Here is a 419-nt window from a genome sequence, read left to right as displayed (position 1 = left end):
GCCCTGCGCTTCCAGCATCTACCGGGCATTGCGGCAGTGCTGCATCAGGCCGACTGGATTGCCGGAAACTTCTCCGGCCGCTTCGACGTCAGCGACGAGAACAATGCCCTGAAGACAGGTTATGATGTCGAGGCCCGCCGCTGGCCGGAATGGATCGCGGCGACCGGAATGCGCATGGAGTTGCTGCCGCGCGTGATCGTGCCGGGCGAGGTCACGGGCGCCCTCACCGCGGAAGCCGGGGAACTGTTCGGCTTGCCGCGCGATGTGGCCGTCGTCGCCGGCACCACGGATGGCTGCGCCTCGTTCCTGGCGACCGGTGCCGCCGCGATCGGCGACGGGGTCACTGCGCTGGGATCCTCGCTGACCATCAAGATCCTGTCCGACCGGCCGATTTCGGCGCCGCGCTTCGGCATCTACAG

The 419-nt window shown here is 67.8% G+C and carries 1 protein-coding gene; it reads left to right on the top strand.

The features are described from left to right. Positions 1–419, top strand: a 419-nt coding sequence (locus EN994_RS35080) for an FGGY family carbohydrate kinase (RefSeq protein ID WP_245466192.1), incomplete at both ends; no start/stop codon positions are given.

It is taken from the genome of Mesorhizobium sp. M7A.F.Ca.CA.002.09.1.1 (assembly GCF_003998555.1).
Taxonomy (GTDB): Bacteria; Pseudomonadota; Alphaproteobacteria; order Rhizobiales; family Rhizobiaceae; genus Mesorhizobium; species Mesorhizobium ciceri.
Note: the sequence above shows the minus strand (reverse complement) of the source record. Positions and strands in the feature narration are given on the sequence as shown.